The sequence below is a fragment of the Mesorhizobium sp. M7D.F.Ca.US.004.03.1.1 genome (genome assembly GCF_003998635.1).
In the GTDB taxonomy this organism is placed as follows: domain Bacteria; phylum Pseudomonadota; class Alphaproteobacteria; order Rhizobiales; family Rhizobiaceae; genus Mesorhizobium; species Mesorhizobium loti.
Window position 1 is genome coordinate 1 of sequence record NZ_RZQG01000038.1, and the last position, 17,395, is coordinate 17,395.

At 61.3% G+C, this 17,395-nt stretch carries 19 protein-coding genes; 5 read left to right on the forward strand and 14 right to left on the reverse strand.

What is annotated here, in order from left to right; all coding sequences use genetic code 11:
- The 8 genes from lepB to rpoZ form a co-directional block, all read right to left on the reverse strand.
- Positions 1 to 408, reverse strand: a 408-nt coding sequence (lepB, locus tag EN935_RS04510; protein ID WP_127373185.1) for a signal peptidase I, incomplete at its 3' end; no start/stop codon positions are given.
- 77 nt (positions 409 to 485) lie between these two features.
- On the reverse strand, positions 486 to 899 hold the full coding sequence (gene acpS, locus EN935_RS04515) for a holo-ACP synthase (RefSeq protein ID WP_109662685.1): 414 nt from the start codon (positions 897 to 899) through the stop codon (positions 486 to 488).
- Complete coding sequence (locus tag EN935_RS04520) at positions 896 to 1,495, reverse strand: DUF2062 domain-containing protein (RefSeq protein WP_126068541.1); 600 nt, start codon at positions 1,493 to 1,495, stop codon at positions 896 to 898. Before EN935_RS04520 ends, acpS begins: the two co-directional genes overlap by 4 nt.
- A 260-nt stretch (positions 1,496 to 1,755) precedes the next feature.
- Positions 1,756 to 2,166 (reverse strand): RidA family protein, encoded by a 411-nt coding sequence (locus EN935_RS04525; RefSeq protein WP_126068540.1) that lies wholly within the window; start codon positions 2,164 to 2,166, stop codon positions 1,756 to 1,758.
- Between the two features lie 15 nt (positions 2,167 to 2,181).
- On the reverse strand, positions 2,182 to 2,592 hold the full coding sequence (locus tag EN935_RS04530) for a VOC family protein (protein WP_127265624.1): 411 nt from the start codon (positions 2,590 to 2,592) through the stop codon (positions 2,182 to 2,184).
- Positions 2,593 to 2,695: 103 nt separating this feature from the next.
- On the reverse strand, positions 2,696 to 3,274 hold the full coding sequence (gene pyrE / locus EN935_RS04535; RefSeq protein ID WP_126068538.1) for an orotate phosphoribosyltransferase: 579 nt from the start codon (positions 3,272 to 3,274) through the stop codon (positions 2,696 to 2,698).
- Between the two features lie 65 nt (positions 3,275 to 3,339).
- Positions 3,340 to 5,568 carry a bifunctional (p)ppGpp synthetase/guanosine-3',5'-bis(diphosphate) 3'-pyrophosphohydrolase gene (locus tag EN935_RS04540; protein WP_109662679.1) on the reverse strand — a complete coding sequence of 743 codons (2,229 nt, stop codon included), beginning with the start codon at positions 5,566 to 5,568 and terminating at the stop codon, positions 3,340 to 3,342.
- A 128-nt stretch (positions 5,569 to 5,696) separates the two neighbouring features.
- Positions 5,697 to 6,098 carry a DNA-directed RNA polymerase subunit omega gene (gene rpoZ / locus EN935_RS04545; protein ID WP_095086596.1) on the reverse strand — a complete coding sequence of 134 codons (402 nt, stop codon included), beginning with the start codon at positions 6,096 to 6,098 and terminating at the stop codon, positions 5,697 to 5,699.
- Between the two features lie 327 nt (positions 6,099 to 6,425).
- On the opposite strand from rpoZ, the gene EN935_RS04550 reads away from it, so the two are divergent.
- Both EN935_RS04550 and EN935_RS04555 read left to right on the forward strand, forming a co-directional pair.
- Entirely contained in the window at positions 6,426 to 7,007 is a 582-nt protein-coding gene (locus EN935_RS04550) for an NYN domain-containing protein (protein WP_010915096.1), read from the forward strand.
- An 11-nt stretch (positions 7,008 to 7,018) separates the two neighbouring features.
- The gene (locus tag EN935_RS04555) at positions 7,019 to 7,675 is read left to right on the forward strand and encodes a uracil-DNA glycosylase (RefSeq protein WP_127264629.1); all 657 of its coding nucleotides are present in this window, start codon (positions 7,019 to 7,021) and stop codon (positions 7,673 to 7,675) included.
- 12 nt (positions 7,676 to 7,687) lie between these two features.
- Here the strand turns inward: EN935_RS04555 and EN935_RS04560 are convergent, their stop codons facing one another.
- Complete coding sequence (locus EN935_RS04560) at positions 7,688 to 8,701, reverse strand: zinc-binding alcohol dehydrogenase family protein (RefSeq protein WP_127373186.1); 1,014 nt, start codon at positions 8,699 to 8,701, stop codon at positions 7,688 to 7,690.
- Between the two features lie 96 nt (positions 8,702 to 8,797).
- Here EN935_RS04560 and EN935_RS04565 point away from each other — a divergent pair, with 96 nt between their 5' ends.
- A complete protein-coding gene (locus EN935_RS04565) occupies positions 8,798 to 9,160 on the forward strand; it encodes a helix-turn-helix domain-containing protein (RefSeq protein WP_127264628.1) in 363 nt (120 codons plus the stop codon).
- 15 nt (positions 9,161 to 9,175) lie between these two features.
- On the opposite strand, the gene EN935_RS04570 is transcribed toward EN935_RS04565, so the two are convergent.
- From EN935_RS04570 to dapA, 3 genes are all read right to left on the reverse strand, one after another.
- On the reverse strand, positions 9,176 to 9,913 hold the full coding sequence (locus EN935_RS04570) for a GH25 family lysozyme (RefSeq protein ID WP_109662671.1): 738 nt from the start codon (positions 9,911 to 9,913) through the stop codon (positions 9,176 to 9,178).
- A 174-nt stretch (positions 9,914 to 10,087) separates the two neighbouring features.
- Positions 10,088 to 10,567 (reverse strand): SsrA-binding protein SmpB, encoded by a 480-nt coding sequence (gene smpB, locus EN935_RS04575; protein ID WP_013532594.1) that lies wholly within the window; start codon positions 10,565 to 10,567, stop codon positions 10,088 to 10,090.
- A gap of 147 nt (positions 10,568 to 10,714) precedes the next feature.
- Positions 10,715 to 11,596, reverse strand: coding sequence for a 4-hydroxy-tetrahydrodipicolinate synthase (dapA, locus tag EN935_RS04580; RefSeq protein ID WP_127264627.1), 882 nt, complete (start codon positions 11,594 to 11,596; stop codon positions 10,715 to 10,717).
- Between the two features lie 234 nt (positions 11,597 to 11,830).
- On the opposite strand from dapA, the gene EN935_RS04585 reads away from it, so the two are divergent.
- The gene (locus tag EN935_RS04585; RefSeq protein WP_127264626.1) at positions 11,831 to 13,882 is read left to right on the forward strand and encodes a lytic transglycosylase domain-containing protein; all 2,052 of its coding nucleotides are present in this window, start codon (positions 11,831 to 11,833) and stop codon (positions 13,880 to 13,882) included.
- A 189-nt stretch (positions 13,883 to 14,071) separates the two neighbouring features.
- On the forward strand, positions 14,072 to 14,971 hold the full coding sequence (locus tag EN935_RS04590) for an alpha/beta hydrolase (RefSeq protein WP_127264625.1): 900 nt from the start codon (positions 14,072 to 14,074) through the stop codon (positions 14,969 to 14,971).
- A 60-nt stretch (positions 14,972 to 15,031) separates the two neighbouring features.
- Here EN935_RS04590 and EN935_RS04595 read toward each other — a convergent pair whose 3' ends face one another.
- Both EN935_RS04595 and EN935_RS04600 read right to left on the reverse strand, forming a co-directional pair.
- The gene (locus EN935_RS04595) at positions 15,032 to 16,120 is read right to left on the reverse strand and encodes a site-specific integrase (protein WP_127264624.1); all 1,089 of its coding nucleotides are present in this window, start codon (positions 16,118 to 16,120) and stop codon (positions 15,032 to 15,034) included.
- Between the two features lie 238 nt (positions 16,121 to 16,358).
- A partial coding sequence (locus tag EN935_RS04600; RefSeq protein WP_164757727.1) for a porin occupies positions 16,359 to 17,395 on the reverse strand: 1,037 nt, incomplete at its 5' end.

A 17,395-nucleotide genomic window follows, 5' to 3' on the forward strand; every position in this document is an offset into this window, starting at 1 on the left:
GGCGGTCTTCACGCGCGGCACGCCGACGCCATTGATGAACAGCTGACCGTCCTTGACCTGGATCTTGTCACCCGGCAGGCCGACAACGCGCTTGATGTAGTCGACAGACGGATCAGGCGGGAACTTGAACACCGCCACGTCGCCGCGCTTGGGCTCGGAACCCCAGATGCGGCCCGAAAAAATGTCGGGGCCGAAAGGCAGCGAGTAGCGCGAATAGCCGTAGGACCATTTGGTGACGAACAGATAGTCGCCTTCCAGAAGCGTCGGCCGCATTGATCCCGACGGGATCGAAAAAGGCTGAAACAGCAGCGTACGGATGACCAGGGCGAGCAAAAGCGCCTGGACGATGACGCTGACGGTCTCGCCAAGCCCGCCGGATTTCTTCTCGGATTTTTCAGCCACGCTCATGTCGTCCTCGATTGTGCGTTGGATGGTATAGAGTCTCGGCGCGCGCTGGGCAACGTCATGCCGGTCGTCAGATGCAATCAATGTGGCGCTTCTTCGACGGGCAACGCCTCGATGATCACAAAGGCTTGAGCGAGCGGGAAATCATCCGTGATGGTGAGGTGGATTGCCGCCCGGTGGCCCTTTGGCAGGATTTTGCCCAGCCGGGTCTGCGCCCCTCCAGTCAGCGCCATGGTCGGCGCGCCACTGGGGAGGTTGACGACACCCATGTCACGCCAGAAAACGCCCTGCGCCAGACCGGTGCCCAGCGCCTTGGCGCAGGCCTCCTTGGCGGCGAAACGCTTGGCATAGGAGGCCGCACGCGCCCGGCGCCCTTCGGAGCGGGCCTGCTCGAGGTCGGTGTAGATTCTCTGGATAAAACGCTGGCCGTGACGCTCCAGCGACTTTTCGATGCGTCTGATATCGATCAGGTCGCTGCCGATGCCGATGATCATCGTGCGGTGGAACCGATGCTTGGGCTGGGATGGGACGATTGCGCATGACGGAGCGCACGCTCGGCCAGGCGCTTGCGCCGCTGCTCGCGGAAGGCATTCATACCCCAGCGTGTGATGGCGTAGAACAGCAGCCCGAAGACCAGCCCGAGCGGCACCGCGCCGATCAGCATCGGCTCAAGGATGGGCTTCCACAATTGCGCAAAAGAGAGGTTATGCAGCATCTCGCCCAGATGCGCCGGCGGGCCGTGCGCCGGCAGCCGATCATGCAAGATGAGCTTGCCTGTTTCCCAGGAGGCACCCCACAGCAACGGGAAGGTCAGCGGGTTGCCGAAGAACACCGCGCCGAGGGCAGCCGCCACCAAATTGCCGGCGATCACCCAGCACAGAACGAAGGCAATGACGAAATGGAAACCGACGGGAAAGAAGGAGGCGAAGACGCCGGCCGCTACACCGGCCGCTACCGCGTGCGGTGTGGCCTTCAGCCGCAGGATGCGCTTTGAGAAATACTGCAGCGAACGCGAAAACGAGCGGCGCGGCCAAAGATAGGTACGCACCCGCTCGAAAAGACCGTCAGGTTTGCGACGTCGAAAAAGCACTCTGTTCCCGTTCCTGGTTCACCCAACGCCACCACCCCAGCCATTCCAGACCGGGGTACGACAGCCATATCTTGCGCTTTACGGTCGCCGAAAGGCAACAACGACTTTGATATAGCGACGAGCCGGCAGAAGAACAACCAACGTGCCGGCGGCGCTGCGGTCGCTTGCGGCATTCCGCGATCGGGCGTTGGGCTGCCCGACCATAGTACAATCACGGCGAATTTGAGGAAGGTCACCTAATCCCGCAGATTGTGAATGTTCTACGGCTGCCTGAACCGGTCGAGAGGAATTTCCGCAGTCGCCGTGATCTCGATCAGCAAGTCAGGGTGATAGAGGCGCACCACCTGCACGGTGGTGGTGACAGGAAACGGTTCGGCGAAAAACTGCTTGCGAATGTCCCCCGCGGCCATGAACTGCTCGATGTCCGTGGTATACTGGGTCAAAGAGATGATGTCGGCCATGGCGCCGCCCACGGATACGAGAACCGCTTGAATGTTCTCCAGTGTCTTGCGGACCTGAGCCCGCATGTCGTTCTTGCCAACGATCTGCCCCTCTCCGTCGAGAGAAACCTGTCCCTTGAGATGAACGATCTGACCTGACCCCTGGATTTTCAGCATCGAAAATGCACCGAAAGGCTGCCAGATTCCGGGCGGATTGAAGCTTGTCGCCATACGAGATCAGACCTTTCAGGTCTTGTCGGGTTCGTATTCGCTGACCTCGACGAGGTTGCCGTCGGGGTCACGGAAATAGATCGACATCATCGGACCGCGGGCACCGGTCCGCTCGACCGGCCCGACTTCCACCGCCACATCGTTGGCCGCGAGACGGGCACAGACCTCGTTCAGCGGCCGGTCTGTGATCAGGCAGAAATCACCCGATCCCAGCGTTGGCGCCTTCGCCTTCGGTTCGAAGGTCCGGCCGATCTCATGCACGTTGATCTTCTGATTGCCGAAAGCCAGCGCCGTCGGCCGGCCTGGCGTATCGATGCGTTCAAGCCCCAGCACTCGCTGATAAAAGGCGCAGGTCACTTCCAGCGAAGCGACCGTCAGCACGAAATGATCGATGCCGGCGATCATAAACGATTTGTTCTCATGCATATCGTTGCCCCAAAACCGCTGCGCACTTTTGGACGACATGCAATTTGTTTTCATGCATGTCGTTGCCCCAAAACCGCAGCACACTTTTGGGCGACATGCATAGTCATATGTTGCGGCTGCCGGGCTTGACCGCCGGGATGGCGGCAAGCTCCGGCGGCAGCCGATCGGCTGGATAGGCCGGAACCTCATATTCGGCGAGCGCGATCAGCGGCACGCCGACATCCGTCTTGCCTGCCGAACGGTCGATGATGCAGGCCGCGGCAACCACTTCGGCGCCAAGCTCGCGCAGGCATTCGATGGTCTCGCGGATCGACAGACCGGTGGTGACGATGTCCTCGACGATGACGACACGCGCCCCCCTTGCGATCTCGAAGCGGCGCAGGCGGAACTTGCCCCCTTCCCGCTCGACCCAGATCGCCGGCACGCCGAGATGGCGCGACGTCTCGTAAGCCGGGATCAGCCCGCCGATCGCCGGGCCGACGACATAGTCGATCTTGCCAGGCACTGCGGCGCGGATCTTTTCGGCCAGCGCCTTGCAAAGCCGCTCGGTCTTGTCGGCATGCATGAACACGCGTGCCTTCTGCAGGAAGACCGGACTGCGCAGGCCCGAGGTCAAAATGAAATGCCCTTCCAGAACAGCACCCGCCTCGCGGAAAATGCCCAGCACTTCATCGGTGTTCATGTCTGCCTCTTTTGATTGACCATGATCTTGTCCGAAAACCGGTCCCCACCTTTCGGGATCATGGTCTAGCCGTTCACGCGCCTTGCATCGCTGACGCTCGAATTGTCCTTGAGCTGCGACAGCAGCCGGTTGAGGTGCTTCAGATCCCAGACTTCGAGATCGATCAGCATTTCGGTGAAGTCCGGCGCGGTGCGCACCATCGACAGCGTATGGATGTTGGCGTCGTTCGACGCAACGACCTGGGCGATATCGGCGAGCGAACCCGGCGCATTGATGGCGGTGACCGAGACGCGCGCCGGAAAGCGCTCCTTGGTGCGCTCGTCAATGTCCCAGCGCACGTCGATCCAGCGCTCGGGCTGGTCGTCGAACGCCTGCAGCGCCGGCGACTGGATCGGATAGATGGTGATGCCGGTGCCCGGCTGGACGATGCCGACGATGCGGTCACCAGGCACTGCTCCTTCCGGCGCGAAACGCACCGGCAGGTCGCCGCGCACGCCGCGGATCGGCACGGCGCCATCGCGCGGCTGGTCCTTGTCCTTGCGCGCGGCACGGCCCGGAATCTGGAACAGCATACCGGCGGCATTGCGGATCTTCGACCAGCCCTCCTCGCGCGGCTTGGGTGCGGCCGTGGTGACGCGCTCATCCTTGTAGTCGGGGAATACTGCCTTCATGACGTCGGCGGAGGCAAGCTCGCCACGCCCGACCGAGGCCAGCACATCCTCGATGTCCTTGCGCGCCAACCGGTGCAGCACCTGCTTGAGGCTCTCCTTGGTGAAGGTCTTGCCGGCGCGCTCGAAGGCGCGTTCCAGGATGCGGATGCCAAGACCCGAATACTGCTTGCGGATGGCGTTCTTGGTGGCCCGGCGGATCGCCGAGCGTGCCTTGCCGGTGACGACGACCGATTCCCACGCCGCCGGCGGCACTTGCGCCTTGGAGCGGATGATCTCGACCTCGTCGCCGTTCTTCAGTTCCGTCATCAGCGGCATGATGCGGCCGTTGACCTTGGCACCGACGCAGGTGTCGCCGACATCGGTATGCACCGCATAGGCAAAGTCGATCGGTGTCGCGCCGCGCGGCAGCGCAATCAGCATGCCTTTCGGGGTGAAGCAGAACACCTGGTCCTGGAACAGCTCCAGCTTGGTGTTCTCGAGGAAATCCTCGGGATTGTCGCCCTCGGCAAGCTGCTCGATGGTGCGCCGCAGCCAGGCATAGGCGTTGGTCTCCTTCGAGATGGCGTGGGCGGCACCGTTCGTCTTGCCGCCGGTGTCCTTGTAGATCGAATGCGCGGCGACGCCGTATTCGGCGATCTTGTTCATCTCGCGGGTGCGGATCTGCAGTTCGACGCGCTGGCGCGACGGCCCGACGATGGTGGTGTGGATCGACCGGTAGTCGTTCTGCTTCGGCGTCGAGATGTAGTCCTTGAAACGGCCAGGCACCATCGACCATGTGGTGTGGATGGCGCCAAGCGCCCGGTAGCAATCCTCGACCGTGTCGACGACGACGCGGAAGCCGAAAATATCGGACAGCTGCTCGAACGACAGCGCCTTGGCCTCCATCTTGCGGAACACCGACCACGGCTTCTTCTGGCGGCTCTTCACACCTGCCTTGATCTCATGCTTTTCGAACAGCGTGGATAGCGCCTTCTCGATATCGGACAGCACATCCTTGTTGCGCTCGAAAATTTCTGCGAGCCGGGCGGTGACGGCGCGATAGGCTTCCGGATTGATGTAGCGGAAGGCGAGCTCCTCCAGCTCCTCACGCATGCCTTGCATGCCCATGCGCCCGGCTAGCGGCGCATAGATGTCCATCGTCTCCTCGGCGATGCGCAGGCGCTTGGCCTCCGGCATATGGTCGAGGGTGCGCATGTTGTGCAGACGGTCGGCGAGCTTGACCAGAAGGACGCGGACGTCTTCCGAAATCGCCAGCAGAAGCTTGCGCAGGTTTTCCGCCTGTTCGGCCTTCTTCGACACGAGGTCGAGCTTCTTCAGCTTGGTCAGTCCCTCGACCAGCTTGCCCATTTCGGGCCCGAACAGCTCGTCGATCTCGGCCCGCGTCGCGGTGGTGTCCTCGATGGTGTCGTGCAGCAAGGCGACCGCGATCGTCGCCTCGTCCATGTGCATTTCAGTGAGGATGGCGGCGACTTCGAGCGGGTGTGAGAAATAGGGATCGCCGGAAGCGCGCTTCTGATGGCCATGCTTCTGCATGGCATAGACATAGGCCTTGTTGAGTAGCGCCTCGTTGACGTCAGGCTTGTAGCGCTGGACGCGCTCGACAAGCTCATACTGACGCATCATGGGCGGGATCTCGCGGTGCTGAAATGATTGATGCGCCGCACTAGCGTACGGCGCATCTCATAGATAGCCACGAAACTGACTGGACGGAAGTGCCGGAAACGTATTCCAGGCAGGTCCAGAGCGCTCGCTTAGTAATCGTCGCTCTTTTCCGGCGGCACCAGTCCCTCGATGCCGGCCAGGAGATCTTCCTCGGTCATCCGGTCGAAGGTGATGTTCTCCTCGGCGTCATCGGCGTCGGTGGCCGCAACGGCGGCGCCGGTCTGATCGGCAATCGCCTCGCCATCGGCCTCGGGCTCGTCGACCTCGACGTGCTTCTGCAGCGAATGGATCAGGTCTTCCTTGAGGTCGTCGGGCGAAAGCGTCTCGTCGGCGATCTCGCGCAGCGCCACGACCGGGTTCTTGTCGTTGTCACGCGGCACGGTGATCGGCGCGCCCTGGCTGATCTGCCGGGCGCGGTGGCCGGCCAAAAGCACCAGCTCGAAGCGGTTGTCGACCTTGTCGATGCAATCTTCAACGGTTACGCGGGCCATGGATGCCCCTTTCATGCGATGGATTTGATGGAAAACAGGCGCGGTCCATAACCCGAACGCCGCCAAAATACAAGCATCATGGCAATGGCCGGGCAGCAGGGCACCCAATCCTTCGTTCGAACGCCCGATTCGGCAAAACCAGCCTTTACTTATGCGTTCGGTGTCCCGATCACAATTGCTTGCAGTGCGGCAACACGCCCTTGGATTGCCGCGAAACTGGCGCTATCTCGGATGGCGTAGAGGTCGGCCGGTTTATTATGAGCCTGACCGAACGTCGCTATCGCATTTCGTTTAGACGGCCGTTTATTTCGAGAAGGAATATTTTCCATGTTCGACCCTCGTGAAAAAATCGCCCTATTCATCGACGGCGCCAATCTTTATGCGACGTCGCGTGCGCTCGGCTTCGACATCGACTATCGCAAGCTTCTGTCGAGCTTCCAGAAGCGTGGCTATCTGCTGCGCGCCTATTACTACACGGCACTGGTCGAGGATCAGGAATACTCCTCGATCCGTCCGCTGATCGACTGGCTCGACTACAACGGCTTCAAGGTGGTCACCAAGCCGGCCAAGGAATTCACCGACTCGACCGGCCGCCGCAAGATCAAGGGCAATATGGACATCGAGCTCACGGTCGATGCGCTGGAACTCGCCGATGTCGTCGACCACTACGTCATCTTTTCCGGCGACGGCGATTTCCGCACGCTGGTCGAGGCACTGCAGCGGCGCGGCCGCAAGGTGTCGATCGTCTCGACTATGGCTTCCCAGCCGCCGATGATCTCCGACGATCTGCGCCGTCAAGCTGACCATTTCATCGACCTGACGACATTGAAGAACGAGGTCGGCCGCGATCCGTCCGAGCGGCCGGTGCGCCGCCCCGAGCCAGCTGAAGTCGACGAGGACGACTACTGAGGCCGGTTGCCTTGACCGCCCTTTCCGCCTCCGAACCCAGCCGCGACTGCCCGCTCTGCCCGCGGCTCCACGATTTCATCGCCGAGTGGCGGCAGCGCGAGCCATCCTGGTTCAACGCTCCGGTGCCGACTTTCCTTCCGCCGGAAGGCGACGATGCCGTCCGGCTTCTGATCGTCGGGCTGGCGCCCGGCCTGCGCGGCGCCAACCGCACCGGCCGTCCTTTCACCGGCGACTATGCCGGCGACCTGCTCTACTCGACGCTGATTTCGCACGGTTTTGCGCGCGGTGAATTCAAGGCGCGGCCAGATGACGGATTGGAGCTTGTCGGCACGGCGATCACCAATGCGGTGCGCTGCGTGCCGCCGGAGAACAAACCGGTGGGCGCCGAGATTGCCACCTGCCGGACATTCCTGGTGCCGACGATCGCCCGGTTCCCCAACCTGCGCACCGTGCTGGCGCTGGGATCGATCGCGCATCAGTCGACCGTGCGGGCACTCGGCGGGCGCGTCGCTGCCTACCCGTTCAAGCATGGCGGACAGCTACCGGCCGGCGGCATCACGCTGTTTTCGAGCTATCACTGCTCGCGCTACAACACCAACACCGGCGTGCTGACCGAAGCGATGTTCGTCAGCGTTTTCAGTAAGATCGCGGCGTTTCTGCAAGGCTAGATTCGACCTCAGTCAGAAACCCTCCAGCACGATCTTGCCCTTGGCCTTGCCGGTCTCGATCAGCGCATGGGCGCGCTTCAGATTGGCGGCATTGATAGGACCGAAGGTCTCGCCCAGTGTGGTGCGGATGGTGCCTGCGTCGACAAGCCGGGACAGTTCGTTCAGATGCTCACCTTGTGCGGCCATGTCCTGCGTCTCGAACAGTGAGCGGGTGAACATCAGTTCCCAATGGACCGAAACGCTCTTGCGCTTGAACGGATTGATGTCGAGTGTCTGGGGATCGTCGATCAAGCCGAACCGGCCCTGTGGCGCGATCAATTCGGCAATCTCGGCCAAATGCCGGTCGGTGTTGGTTGTCGAGAACACAAAGGCCGGTGCGCCGATGCCGAGGGCGGCCACTTCAGCAGCGAGCGGCCTCGAATGGTCGACGACATGATGGGCGCCAAGCCCAAGGACCCAATCGCGCGTCTCGGGCCTTGACGCGGTGGCGATCACCGTCAGACCGGTCAGTTGGCGCGCAAGCTGCACCGCGATCGAGCCAACGCCACCGGCGCCGCCGACGATCAGGATGGCGTTTGCGACGCCCGCAACAGGCTTCTTGACATCGAGGCGGTCGCACAGGGCCTCGAAGGCTGTAACCGCCGTCAGCGGCAGCGCCGCCGCCTGCGCATAGCCGAGCGAGCCGGGCTTGCGGCCGACAAGGCGCTCATCGACAAGATGGAACTCGGCATTGGTGCCTTGCGGCGCCAGCGCGCCGGAATAAAAGACATCGTCACCCGGTTTGAACAGGCTGGCGTCCGGACCGGTCGCAACGACCCGGCCGGCGGCGTCCCAGCCGAGCACCCGCCACGTTCCGGCTTCGGGTCTGGCGCTACGTCGCACCTTTGTATCGACCGGGTTGACCGAGATCGCCTTCACCTCGACCAGCAGTTGACGGCCTTTCGGCACTGGCTTGGGCAGGTCGATATCGACAAGAGAGGTCTCATCGGTGATGGGGGCTGGGATTTGATAGCCGACGGCGCGCATCTTCTTCTCCATGTTGTGTAGGATAGAGATGCCGTCTACGATCTTCATCCGCAAGAATGCACATATAAAGCACATAGTGTCGAAAAGGATACCGTCATGCCACGCGTTCGCCATGAGCGATTTGATTGCAGCCCCGGCTGCACCGTGGAGGGAACGCTGCGCTATATCGACGGAAAGTGGAAAGGCGTCGTGCTCTACCATCTGTTCGAGGGCACGATGCGCTTCAACGAGATCCGCCGACGCATTCCGAACTGCACGCAGCGCATGCTGACCAACCAGTTGCGCGAGTTGGAGACGGACGGGCTGATTGCCCGCAAGGTCTATGCACAGGTACCGCCGAAGGTGGAATACAGCCTGACACCGCGCGGCAGAAGCCTGGAGCCAGTGATCACCGCCCTGAAAATCTGGGGCGATGCCAATGTCACGCTCGCGCCGGAGGTTCCCCAAGCAGCGGCATGAATAACTTCACCGGGTTCAGGGGGATAATGGAGCCTCGGGAGTGAGCAATCCCGCCGCAGACAGCGCAGCCAGCACGGCCGGCCCACCCTGCAGCACATTCAGGTCGACATCGCCATTGATGCCGTCGACGCGCCCCCTGTTGTGGTATTGCCAGTAGATCCAGTCGTCGCGATCCGGCTCCAGGAGCAATGAGCGAAGCCAGAGCGGACGGGCAGCGATGCGTCCGGCATAGGTCTGCGCTGCCTCATCGGTCAGATAGACAATCGCGGGCTTGCCGAACGCCGCCTCGACTGGAGCAAGGAATGCGGCCAGTTCGGCGCTCAGTTGCTCGGGCGTCGGCCGTTGCGGGCAGTTACCGCCGAATTCGATGTCGACGACCGGCGGCAGCAGCGGCTGATCGTGCGGCACAACCGAGATGAAATTCTTCGCCTGGTCGGCGCCAGGCCGGCAGAAGGTGAAGAAGTGGTAGGCGCCAACGGCGAGACCAGCGGCGCGGGCCTCCTCCAGATTCCTCGCAAAGGCATCGTCGACATGATCGCCGCCTTCGGTCGCCTTGATGACGGCAAAGGCGACATCGTCGGCGGCAACACGCCGCCAGTCGATCTGGCCCTGATGATGGGAGACATCGATGCCCCTGACCGGATATTTATCGCGGTCCGGTGAGAACGCCCTGAAATAGAGATAGCCGCCTGCTGCGACGAAACATAGCAAGACCAGGCTGGCCAAACCAAAGAGGACAATCCGGTTCTTCAAGACTATCCTCTTCGGCTTCCCGGCCCTTCGCTGTGGCTCCCTGCCCTTCGGGCGTTCAGTCCCTTCAAAAGGTCCTCAGGACCTTTTGATCCGCCCGAAGGCGGACCGGCCCTTCACCGTTCGTCGCTCGAAAAGCCAAATCGTTGGCTTTTCATCCGCTTCGCGAACCGCTCCTCACCCACGCTCTTTTAAGAGCCGACCCTTCTCTCGCGACCAGTCGCGCTGCTTCTCGGATTCGCGCTTGTCGTGCAGCTTCTTGCCGCGGCCGACGGCGAGCAGCAGCTTGGCGCGGCCCTGGTCGTTGAAATAAATCTTCAGCGGCACCAGCGTCATGCCTTCGCGGTCGACGCTCTGCGACAGTTTCGCCATTTCGCGCTTGTTGAGCAGCAGCTTGCGGCGACGCCGTGGCTCGTGGTTGAAGCGGTTGGCCTGCAGATATTCCGGCAGATAGGAGTTGATCAGCCAGATCTCGCCGCCTTCGACCGAGGCGTAGCTGTCCTGGATGTTGGCCTGGCCCTGGCGCAGCGACTTGACCTCGGTGCCGGTCAGCACCAGACCGGCCTCGACCGTGTCGAGCACCTCGTAGGAAAACCGCGCCTTGCGGTTTTCCGAAACGGTCTTGTTGTTGGGGTCGGCTTTTCTGACCTGGTTCATAATAAAGTCCGTTTCGAAACTCGCTCCTGCGAGTCAGATGATGGTGTTTTTGAGACCCGGAGCGGAGCGTACATATAGTACACGTGCACCGGAAACGCAGAAAACGCCTTCAGATGGCCGCAGGAGTAGAGTTTCCAAACGGGCTCGCTAATTGATCAAGCCGGCGTGCTTCATGGCCGCATCAATCTTTGCCGCGGTCACATCCTCGACCGTGACAAGCGGCGAACGCAGCACGTTCTCGACCTTGCCCAGCTTCGACAACGCGTATTTGGCCCCGGAAACACCAGGCTCCAGGAAGATCGCCTTGTGCAGCGGCAGCAGGCGATCCTGCAAGTCCAGCGCCTTGGCGCTGTCGCCGGACAGCGTCGCCTCCTGAAATTCAGCGCAGAGCCGCGGCGCGACGTTCGACGTCACCGAAATGCAGCCGACGCCGCCATGCGCGTTGAAGCCAAGCGCCGAGGCATCCTCGCCCGAAAGCTGGATGAAATCCTTGCCGCACGTGGCGCGCTGCTCGGAGACCCGTTCGACCTTGCCGGTGGCATCCTTGACGCCGACGATGTTCTTGAAGTCGTGCGCGAGCCGGCCCATCGTCTCCGGCATCATGTCGATCACCGAGCGCGGCGGAATGTTGTAGATGATGATCGGCAGCTTGGTCGCCTTGGCGACAGCCGCAAAGTGCTCGTATAGGCCGCGTTGTGTCGGCCTGTTGTAGTAGGGCGTGACGACCAGGGCGGCATCGGCGCCGGCCTTCTCGGCATATTGCACGAGCCCGACGGCTTCCTCGGTGTTGTTGGAACCGGCGCCGGCAACGACCGGAACGCGGCCCCTGGCAACCTCGATGCACACCTTAACGACCTGGCGGTGCTCGTCATGCGACAGCGTCGGCGACTCGCCGGTCGTGCCCACGGGAACCAGTCCTGTCGTGCCCTCCGCGAGTTGCCATTCGACGAACGCGCGAAAGGCTTTCTCGTCGAAACGCCCGCTCTTTTCGAACGGTGTCACGAGCGCAGTAAGCGAGCCTCTCAGCATATCGTCCAACTCCTTGGGACTTCTGGTATTTGCGGTGCGCGCCTTCTAGCCGAAAGCGAAGCGGCGCACCATAGTCTCGACATGGTTGCGCGGCAAGCATTGCCATGGTGCCAGCAAGCGCAATTCGAACGGCCTCGCTAACTCTTTGTTTACGGGCTCTTCACGACCTAAGTTTAGGCTTCGAGGCATCTTCGCTTGCTGGTAGAATGCCAGGACAAGGAAAGACTTAAGATCATGCCGGGCAGTCGGCCTCACCTTTTCGCGCTGCTTGGCGCCACGCTCGCGCTGATGCCGGGCATGGCGACGGGCGGCAGCGTCGATGTGCAGGTCACTTCGGCCATCCCGATGCCAGGCTCGATCATCCCAATCCCCAACCTGCAGGACAAGGCGCAACCGGCGCCCTCGCAGAGCGTCGCTCTCTTGAAGAGCGGGCTGGATGCTCTGGCGGCCGGCGACATTCCCGGCGCCCGTGCCGTGCGCGATGCCCTTCCCGCTCAATCGCTCGACCAGCACATCCTTGCCTGGGCGACCGCGCTTTATGGCGGCGACAAGGTTCCGAGCGGCGATATCGCCGCCGCGGCAAAGATGCTGCCCAACTGGCCGGGCACCGTCGCACTGCGCAAGAACAGCGAGCGCGCGCTCTATCGCGAAAACCCTGCTCCCGACATCGTTGTCAGGGCGTTCGATGGCAGCCAGCCGCAGACATTCGAAGGCGTGATGGTTCTTGCCCGCGCCTATGGGGCGTCTGGCAATACCAAAGCGGCGCGCTCGGTGCTGTCGCCATTCTGGCGCACCGCTATCCTGGAGGCCAAGGACGAGACGGCGCTGATCAAGGAATTCGGCGGCCTGATCCCGGCTGCCGACCACCGTTTTCGCATGGAGCGCATGTTCTATGCCGACCGCGCGAATTCCGCGCTGCGCGTCGCCGGCCTTGCCGGTGCCCAGCAGCTCGCCGATGCCTGGGCGGCGGCGGACAAAGGCGACAAGAATGCCGCCAAACTGCTGAAGGCAGTGCCGGCGGCACAATTTTCGGCCGGCTATTTCTTCGCGCAGGCCGAATATCTGCGCAAGCAAGAGGATTTTGCCGGCGCCGCAGCCATTGTGATGCAGGCACCGGCCGATCGCGACGCTCTGGTCGATCCGGATGCCTGGTGGGTCGAGCGCCGGGTGTTGTCGCGCGAACTGGTCGACCAAGGCGACATGAAAACGGCCTACCGGATCGTCGCCACACACGCCGCCGAAAGTGCCACCAATGCTGCGGATGCTGAATTCCACGCCGGTTGGTACGCGTTGCGTGGCCTGAACGACCCCAAGCTTGCCGCAACGCATTTCGCGCGCATCGCCGAACTTGCCCAAGGCCCGATGACGCTGTCGCGTGCCTATTACTGGCTCGGCCGTGCCGCGGAAGTCGGTGGCCCGGGCAGCGCCAAGGACTATTTTGCACGCGCCGCAGCCTATGGCACGACATTTTACGGCCAGCTTGCCGCCGAACGCGTCGGCCGGCAGGCGCTGAACATTGTCTATCCGCAGCCAAGTGCAGCCGACCGGCAGAATTTTGCTGGCCGCGAGGCCGTCAGCGCCATCAAGCGGCTGCAGGAAGCGGGCTACGACCGCTATGCAGAGACGCTCTATCGCGACCTTGCCGGGCAGTTGACCAGCCCGGGGGAACTCGCGCTGCTCGCTGTCCTTGCGGAAAAGCAAGGCAACCATTTCATGGCGCTGAAAGTCGGCAAGATCGCCGGCGCGCGTGGCATCGATGTCGGCGCGTTGTCGCATCCGCTCGGCGTCATTCCCGATTCGGCCAACATTTCCGGTTCAGGCAAGGCGCTGGCCTATGCGATCGCCCGCCAGGAGAGCGAATTCAACATCGGTGCCGTGTCCAGCGCTGGCGCGCGCGGCCTGCTGCAGCTGATGCCGGGAACCGCCAAGCAATTGGCGAAGAAAGCCGGATTGCAGTTTTCACAGACACGACTGACCACCGACGCCGGCTACAACGCGACGCTTGGTTCGGCCTTCCTCGGCGAACAGCTCGATCGCTTCAACGGCTCCTATGTGCTGACCTTCGCCGGCTACAATGCCGGCCCCAACCGTGCCAGCCAGTGGGTGGCCAGATATGGCGATCCGCGCGGCAAGGACATCGATGCTGTCGTCGACTGGATCGAGCGGATTCCCTACACGGAAACAAGAAGTTACGTTCAGCGTGTGATGGAGAATTACGAAGTCTACAAGATGCGTATTTCGGGCAAATACGACATAGTTGGCGATCTGGTGAACGGGCGGAGTTGACGGCTCGATAGGTGGGGCCGCCTTCTTGTTGCGGTATTTGCACAGCGCTCGACATCTTTGAATCGAGTCCCTTCACATCCCCTCTGTCCCGCCAAATTTCAAAATTTCCCGCGCCCACGTCCTTCAATTTGACCGTCCTTGTCCCTGCCTGTAGCAGTCGCAGACGATCTACACGACGGAGGAGTCCGCATGCCAAACCACGAAGGCTTTTCCGACTTTTTCTATACCTCAGCGGACGGGCTCCAGCTCCATGCACGCGTCTATGGTGAAACAAATACCGGCCCTTGGCCGGTCGTCTGCCTGGCAGGCTTGACTCGCAATGCCAAGGATTTTCACGAGCTGGCGCTCGACCTTTCGGCGCGATCTGCAACTCCGCGCAAGGTGGTTGCGTTCGATTATCGCGGGCGCGGGCGGTCGGCGTATGATCCCGAGGTCAAAAACTACAATGTCGGCGTCGAGGCCGGCGACATCCTTGCCGGGCTGGCGGCGCTGAACATCGAGGAAGCAGCCTTCATCGGCACCTCGCGCGGCGGGCTGATCATCCATGTGCTCGGCATGATGCGGCCGGCTGTCCTGAAAGCCATTGTTTTCAACGACATCGGCCCATTGATCGAGGCGGCTGGGCTTACCCATATCCAGTCCTATCTCGAGCGCAACCCGGCACCGAAAACCCGCGCACAGGCAACTGCCGCCCAGCGCAGCGTGCATGGCAAGGACTTTCCCGCCCTTGCCGGCGCGAATTGGGATCGAATGGTATGGGCTCTCTATCGTGAAGCGGACGGTGGCTTGGTGCCGGATTTCGACCCGAAGCTGGTCGACACCGTTGCCAGTCTCGACCTAACGCAGCCGCTGCCTGATCTATGGCCGCAATTCGAGGCGTTGGCCGCGATTCCTCTGCTCGCCATACGTGGTGCCAATTCGAGATTGCTGTCCATAGACACGCTGCAACAAATGAGAGAACGCCATTCTATGATGGAAGCGATCACCGTTGCGGGTCAGGGCCACGCGCCATTTCTCGAGACCGGCAGCCTGCCCAATGACATTGCAGCTTTTCTTGATCGGGCCGAGCAGCAGAACAGCCAGAAGTAACCCCCAAGACCAAACAAGGTCCTGGGATAATTACAATAGTATAAGGCTGGGCTCGTCAGCCTACTTGGCTTTTGAATTTTTCCGAGGCGCTTTCGGCGATTCCTTCGGCGCAGCCGTTTCATCCCTCTGTTTCCGCCCTGCCTTCGGCGACGAAGGCGTGGTCACGGGTGAAGAAAACATGGAGCCTTCAGCGCATTTGCCGGTCGGTTGAGCCGATCGAGGCGTTTCCAGCACGATGACACAGCCATCGAGATCGTTCGTGGCCAGATGTGCATAGCGCATGGTCATCGACAGTGTCTGGTGACCGAGCCACATCTGCACGCGCCTGATGTCGATGCCGCCCTGGACAAGTCGCGAGGCGCAGGTGTGGCGCAATATGTGCGGCACCACCTGGTCGTCGGCGCCGAGACCGACTTCGGCCTTTGCGTCGTTCCAGATGGCACGGAACTGTGCCTGGCTGAGCTTGGTGAACGGTCCCTTGGGCCGACGGCCCTCTTGCGGAGGCAGCTTGATGACCTCCTTGACCCGCTCGGTCATCGGAATGGTGCGGCTGCGGCCGGATTTGGTGATCCAGAAACTGACGCGATGCTCCTGGATGTCGTTCCAGATCAGCCCAAGCGCCTCACCGAGACGGCATCCGCTATCGACCAGGAAAACGGAAAGCCTGTAGGCATCCTCGCTGCGGCTCTTGATGGCGGCGAACAGCCTGGCCTCTTCGTCCCTCTCGAGGAAACGAATCCGTCCCGCCCGCTCCTTCTGGCGGCGGAACTCGGGCAGGCTGTGGATATCCCCCATCTTGTGAGCCTTGCGCAGCAGTTTGCTGAGGGCAGCCATCTTTCGATTGATGGTTGCGTTGCTGTTGCCGCGCTGGCGCAAGGTGCCGATAAGGTTGTCCAGGGTACTCTGGTCAAAGGCGCTGAATCGCTCCCCAAGGAGAAGCTCATCTATCTCGCCGATGAAAGAGCTGACATTGTATTTATGCCGCCCATCATCCCACAATATGTCCCGGTATGCTAAAAAAAGCTCTCCGACCCTATGCGACTTTACTTCTCTAATCTTGTTGTAACTGTATCGTATCGTCGAATTCTGAGAAGAAAACATCGAAAAATGATCAGAGGGCTCACCCTCTTGAATCGCTTCGTTCGTCATCGTTTGCCACACCCCGAGTGGATAGATCAGCCCTATCCGCTTGGAAGCGTCCTTTCAAGAGATTTGAATCACGCGATTGTGATCTCATCCGCCATCAGCGGATCCCACGAAATCACCCACGGACCCTATTCAGCTACCGATTCCCCCTCTTCCTTCGTTTGCGTTGACCAGTCACGAAACAAAAACAGCCCGGGCGTTTGTGCGCCCGGGCTGGATTTTAACTGTGTAGAACCAGCCCTTAGAACGAGCGCTGGAAGCGGAGGATACCGCCGATGCCGTCGAAGCTGGCGTGATAGTCACTGTCAGCGGCGTTGATGTAGTCAACTTCGCCGGTGATCGTGAAGCCGGGGACGATGTCGTAGGCAATGTTCGCGGCGATGCCGAGCTTCTTGCCTTCGTCATACGAAACCTGGGCGTTGAACGAGGTCTTCTCGTTGAACTTGTAGCTGCCGCCGCCCCAGATCGCCCAGTTGCCATCCCACAGCTTGTAGAAGTTGTTGTCGGCATTGCTGTCCGAACCGTAGCCGCCCATGATGAAGAGCGACAGTTCGTTGGTGGCATTCACGTCCAAACGAACCTTGCCGGCCACTTCTTCATAGTTGCTGTCATAGGCGATGACGCCAGTGATCGCGCCCCAGCCCTGTGTGTACTTCACACCGCCGACGACATGCGGAACGTAGCTGTCGATCGTGTCGGCGCCAGCGCCTTCTTCGAGCGAGACCACGGCCGAGAAGCCGTTGCCGGCGTCGAAGTAGTACTGAATGACGTTCGTGTCGAACGAACCGTAGGGAACCAGCGTATCCTGGATCACGTTGCCGGCGTAGCCGATGAACGTATCGAAGGCCGATTCGTCCTTACCGACGCGGAGACCACCAAGCTGGATCCAGGCGAAGTTCAGTGAAACCGCCTTGTTGCCAGCCTGCCAGCCATTTGGGTTGTAGTCGGCGGTTGCCGTGTCGCTGGCATAGTCACCGCCGCTGTTGCCGAAGTTGAAGCGGGTTTCGGTGTAGGTCTTCAAGGTGCCGAGTTCGGTTTCCTGGCCGGTCCAGGTCTTCAGCGTGAAGCGGGCATTCTTGGAATAAGTGTCGTTGCGATCAACCGGGCCGTCCAGGTGATCCGGAACGTTGTTGACGCCGTCGAAAGAAGCCGCATCGCCCACGCCGATGTCATAACGGACATAGCCGCCGATGCGCAGGCAGGTTTCGGTGCCGGGGATGTAGAAGTAGCCAGCGCCGTAGACGTCGCAGATCTTGACGTATTCAGCGGGTTCCGGCT